At 69.7% G+C, this 4,739-nt stretch carries 6 protein-coding genes and 2 riboswitches; of the genes, 1 reads left to right on the forward strand and 5 read right to left on the reverse strand.

Annotated features, from left to right (window positions below; all coding sequences use genetic code 11):
- From A612_RS10020 to gcvT, 3 genes are all read right to left on the reverse strand, one after another.
- The coding region (locus A612_RS10020) for a hypothetical protein (protein ID WP_040436562.1) at positions 1–189 on the reverse strand (189 nt) is incomplete at its 3' end.
- Between the two features lie 100 nt (positions 190–289).
- A complete protein-coding gene (gcvH, locus tag A612_RS10025) occupies positions 290–664 on the reverse strand; it encodes a glycine cleavage system protein GcvH (RefSeq protein ID WP_019374358.1) in 375 nt (124 codons plus the stop codon).
- A 97-nt stretch (positions 665–761) separates the two neighbouring features.
- Positions 762–1,904 (reverse strand): glycine cleavage system aminomethyltransferase GcvT, encoded by a 1,143-nt coding sequence (gcvT, locus tag A612_RS10030; RefSeq protein WP_019374359.1) that lies wholly within the window; start codon positions 1,902–1,904, stop codon positions 762–764.
- Positions 1,905–1,963: 59 nt separating this feature from the next.
- Positions 1,964–2,074, reverse strand: a riboswitch (glycine riboswitch).
- Between the two features lie 15 nt (positions 2,075–2,089).
- A riboswitch (glycine riboswitch) is annotated at positions 2,090–2,178 on the reverse strand.
- 185 nt (positions 2,179–2,363) lie between these two features.
- Here gcvT and A612_RS10035 point away from each other — a divergent pair.
- The gene (locus A612_RS10035; protein WP_019374360.1) at positions 2,364–2,954 is read left to right on the forward strand and encodes a hemerythrin domain-containing protein; all 591 of its coding nucleotides are present in this window, start codon (positions 2,364–2,366) and stop codon (positions 2,952–2,954) included.
- Between the two features lie 75 nt (positions 2,955–3,029).
- Here the strand turns inward: A612_RS10035 and A612_RS10040 are convergent, their stop codons facing one another.
- On the reverse strand, positions 3,030–4,307 hold the full coding sequence (locus tag A612_RS10040; protein WP_019374361.1) for a TRAP transporter large permease: 1,278 nt from the start codon (positions 4,305–4,307) through the stop codon (positions 3,030–3,032).
- Positions 4,304–4,739 (reverse strand): TRAP transporter small permease (locus tag A612_RS10045; RefSeq protein WP_040436563.1); only part of this gene is annotated, 436 nt, incomplete at its 5' end. The genes A612_RS10040 and A612_RS10045, both read right to left, overlap by 4 nt.

The following is a 4,739-nucleotide window of genomic DNA, read 5'->3' on the forward strand; positions in this document are numbered from 1 at the left end:
GGGCAGCCGCATCGGGGAGCGGCGCACGATGGACGGGGGCACGATCGAGTCCACCAGCGCGCGGCGCGAGGCGGCGCCGATCACGGACAGCATGTGCGCCTCTTCGGCGGCGGTGGGGCCGATGTGGCGCGGCAGGAATTCGCCGGCGTTTTCCAGGGCGGCAAGCGGCAGGGCGTCGGGCATCTGCATGGGGGCCTTCGGGGGAGAGGTCTGCAGGGGGGGCCGCAGCGGCGGCGCCAGGAGGCGCGCCGGGTCACGGGCCGGGACAGGAAGGGCCGGGGGTCGGCGCTCAGGCGTTGGCGGCGAAATCCTGGTAGGCGGTCTCGTCCATCAGGCCCGCGAGTTCTTCCGGCTTGCTCAGGCGCACCTTGAAGAACCAGCCGGCGCCCAGCGGATCGGAGTTGGCGAGCGAGGGATCGGCGCGCAGCGCCTCGTTGATTTCGACGATCTCGCCCGAGACCGGCATGTACACGTCCGCTGCCGCCTTGACCGACTCGACCACGCCGGCGACCTCGCCCTGCTCGAAGGACTTGCCGACCTCGGGCAGGTCCACGAACACCACGTCGCCGAGCGCATCCTGCGCGTGGACGGTGATGCCGACGGTGGCGGCCTCGGGGTTGCTGGTGTCGATCCACTCGTGGTCCTTGGAAAACTGGATGCTCATGCGGGGCTCCGTGGAAGAAAGGGAAAAGAAAAGGGAACGGCAAGATCACGCGGCCGGATGGGCGCCGCCGTGCCACTGTAGCGGCAGCAGGCGGCTCTCAGCCCCGGTGGTAGCGCGGGGGCAGGAAAGGCGTCGCCACCACCTCCATCGGCACCGCCTTGCCGCGCACCAGCGCATGCAGTCGCGTGCCGGGTTGCGCCAGCGCGGGCGCCACGTAGGCCAGGGCGATCGGCTTGTCCAGGCTGGGGGCGAGCAGGCCGCTGGTCACGGTGCCCGCCGGCTCGCCACCTTCCGTCTGCAGCGGCGTGCCTTCGCGCACCGGAACCCGCTCCAGGGCCACCAGGCCCACGCGCTTGCGCGACAGCCGGCCAGGGTCGTCGATCTCGCCCAGCACCCGGTCGGCGCCCGGGAAGCCGCCGGCACGCTCGCCGCCCGTGCGGCGCACCTTCTGGATGGCCCAGTTCAACGCCGCCTCGGCCGGCGTGGTGGTGGTGTCGATGTCGTTGCCGTACAGGCACAGGCCGGCTTCCAGGCGCAACGAGTTGCGCGCGCCCAGGCCGATGGGCCGGACCTCGGGCTCGGCCAGCAGGGCGCGCGCGAAGGCCTCGGCGCGGTCGCCGGGCAGGGAGATCTCGAAGCCGTCCTCACCGGTGTAGCCGCTGCGCGTGACGAGCAGGGGCGCACCCCGCCACTCGAAGTGGCCGCCGCTCATAAAGACCAGCTGCTGCACACCGGGCACGAGGCGCTCCAGCACGGCCGCTGCCTGCGGGCCCTGCAGCGCCAGCAGGCCCTGCTCCGGCAGGGTGCGCACCTCGCAGCGGTGGCCGATGCGCGTCTGGATGTGGGCGATGTCGCCCGTCTTGCAGGCGCCGTTGACGATCAGGAACAGGGCGGGCTGGCCCTCGACCGGGCCCGGGTTGAAGACCATCAGGTCGTCGATGATGCCGCCTTCGTCGTTCAGCAGCAGCCCGTAGCGTTGGCGCCCCACAGGCAACCCGATCACGTCCACGGGCATCAGGCTCTCCAGGGCGGCCGCCGCCTCGGCCCCGACGAGCTGGAGCTGGCCCATGTGGGACACGTCGAACAGCCCGGCCTGCTCGCGCGTGTGCCGGTGCTCTGCCACCAGGCCGCTCGGGTATTGCACCGGCAGGGCATAGCCGGCAAAGGGCACCAGGCGGGCGCCCAGTTCCTGGTGCAGGGCGTACAGCGGGGTCTTGAGCAGGGCATCGGTCGTGGACATGGACAGGGGTTTCCGGAGCAAATGGTGGCGCGCCCCCGCCTTTCGGCTGGGGCCACGGGATTTGCCCGGCTGTCCGCTCGACCTGAGAGATTCACCCCGGCGCGCGGGGCTTGCTCCTTCGGTGGGCCGGCTCAATCGCGCGCGTCCGGCCTCTCTCCAGCAGGGGAAGCGCACGCATCCCTGCGCGCGCGTTGCCAGTCCTTTTGCCTGAGCGTTCGGCCGCTGCCTGCGCCTTCGGCGGCCCCGCTGGGGGGCTCTCTCCTGGCAGGCGCCAGTGTAGTGGATTGCGGGCGGCGCGCCGCCTGCCCGCGCCGGCCCTCGAGGGGGCCTGAAGGGATGCCGTCCGACGCCGCTCCAGGAACCCGCCTCACCCCCGCGCTGTCTGGCCGGACGAAGCTCGCCAGCAGCGCCGTGAGGCGACCGAGTTGTCCGTGCCCCTGTCCAGGAAAGGCCCTTGCCATGAAGACGTTGACCAACAAGCTGTTCCCGGGTCCGATCGCCATGATCCAGTTCGACCACATGCATGTGCTTTCGACCTACCACCAGTTTCATCCGGATGCGCGTCCCAGCGTGAAGGAAGGCCTGGTCAAGACGGTGTGCGCCGCCATCGAGATCCACGCGCAGCTCGAAGAGGAGATCTTCTACCCCGCAGTGCGGGAAGCGACGACGGACGAGTTCATCAAGCGCAGCGTGCACGAACACGACGAGTTGCGCGGCTTCATCGAGCGCCTGCGCGGCATGGAGCCGACCGACCCCGACTACGACCAGACCTTTGCCGCGATGATCCGCCTGGTCATGCACCATGCCGCCGAGGAGGAGACGGTGATGCTGCCGGAGGCCGAGCGCTGCCTGTCGGCTGAGCGCCTCGACGAGCTGGGGGCGCAGATGACCAAGCGCCGCCTCGAACTCACGGCGCCGCGCACCGGCGAGATTGCCGGCAACATGGTGCGCGCGCTGCCTGCGAGCACCATCGCGATGACGGCGGGCGCGCTGTTGTCGGGGGCGGCGCTGGCGACCTGGCTGGGGCGCCGCGCTCAGCGCCGCAGTTGACGCGAGGGCCGTCCGGCAGCCCGGGGGAGAGTGCTGGCCTGCGCGCCGAGGGACCCCTCTGCCACCCGATGCTCCTTACCTGGCATACACCAAGTCGCGCAGGAACAGCGACAGCTGCGGCACATAGGTGATGACCATCAGGCAGGCCAGGATCACGCCCACGAAGGGCAGCAGGTGCCCGACGATGCGGTCCAGCGGAATGCGCGCCACCGTGCAGGCGGCGAACAGGTTCACCCCGAAGGGCGGCGTGATCATGCCGAGCGCCAGGTTCACCACCATGATCAGGCCGAAGTGCACCGGGTCGACGCCGAAGTGCGCGGCGACGGGAGCGAGAATCGGTCCCAGCACGATGATGGCGGCGCTGGTCTCGATGAACATGCCGATCAGGAACAGCGCAGCGTTCACCCCCAGGAGGAACAGCACCGGCGTTTGCAGCACTTCCTGCAGCCAGCGCCCGATGGCGTCCGGCACGCCCGCGCGCGTGATCAGGAAGGCGAACAGGCCGGCATTGGCGATGATGAACATGATCACTGCCGAAGAAATGGCGGACTTGCGCAGCACCGCGTACAGTTCGCGCGGCTTGATCTCGCGGTAGATCAGCATGCCCACCACTAGCGCATAGAACACTGCCACGGCCGAGGCCTCGGTGGGCGTGAAGATGCCGCCGTAGATGCCGCCCAGGATGATCACCGGCATCAGCAGCGCCCAGCCGGCCTGCAGCAGGGCGGGACCGAACGCCATGCGTCCGTCGCCGTCGTGCCTGCCCCAGCCCTTGCGCTTGCACTGGATCCACACGAACAGCATCAGGGCGCCGCTGATCAGCACGCCCGGGCCGAAGCCGGCGATGAACAGCTCGCCGATCGACACCTCGGCGCTGACGCCGTAGAGGATCATCGGGATGGAAGGCGGGATGATCACGCCGAGTTCGGCGCTGGTCGCCTGCAGCGCCGCCGCGTAGCTGGTGGGGTAGCCGTGGCGGATCAGTGCCGGCACCAGGATGGCGCCGATGGCGAAGGTGGTGGCGACCGACGAGCCCGAGACGGCCGCGAAGATCATGCAGGTCAGCACGCAGGTCATGGGCAGTCCGCCCTGCACGCCGCCCACCAGGCTCTTGGCGAACTCCACCAGCCGGCGCGAGATGCCGCCGGTCTCCATCAGGTTGCCCGCCAGGATGAAGAAGGGGATGGCGGCCAGCGGAAACTTGTTGATCGCGCCAAACATCTCCTTGACGGCGATCAGCATGTTGGCGTTGGCGACCTGGATGCCGAGGATCGCCGACAGCCCGATGGACACGGCCACCGAGATGCTGAGCGCGAAGCACAGCGCCATGGTGGAGATCATCACGCCGGTCATTGCGCGGTCTCCAGCTCTTCACGGCGCGGATCCAGCAGGTTGCCCACGATGCCCGGCACGGCGAAGAGGCCGCCCACCGGAATCGCCAAGTAGGCCCAGAACATGGACACCGACTCCAGCCCCGCCATGGTCTGCACGCCGCCGCGGCGCGCGTAGTCCCAGCCCCACCAGATCAGCACCGCCATGAGCGCGAGCGAGGCCAGGCACACCACCCAGTCGAGCACGCGCCGCAGCCGCGGCGGGCTCCAGCGGTGCAGCACGTCCACGCTGACCATCGCGCCATGCCGGAAGGCCGTGGGCACCGCCAGGAACACCATCCAGATCAGGCTGAAGCGGATCAGCACCTCGGTCCACTCGGCAGGCTCCTCGAAGACGAAGCGCATCAGGATCTGGAACATGCCCAGGCCGGCGGCCACGGCCAGCATGGCGCAG

The sequence above is a fragment of the Melaminivora alkalimesophila genome (assembly GCF_000282995.1).
Lineage (GTDB): Bacteria > Pseudomonadota > Gammaproteobacteria > Burkholderiales > Burkholderiaceae_C > Melaminivora > Melaminivora alkalimesophila.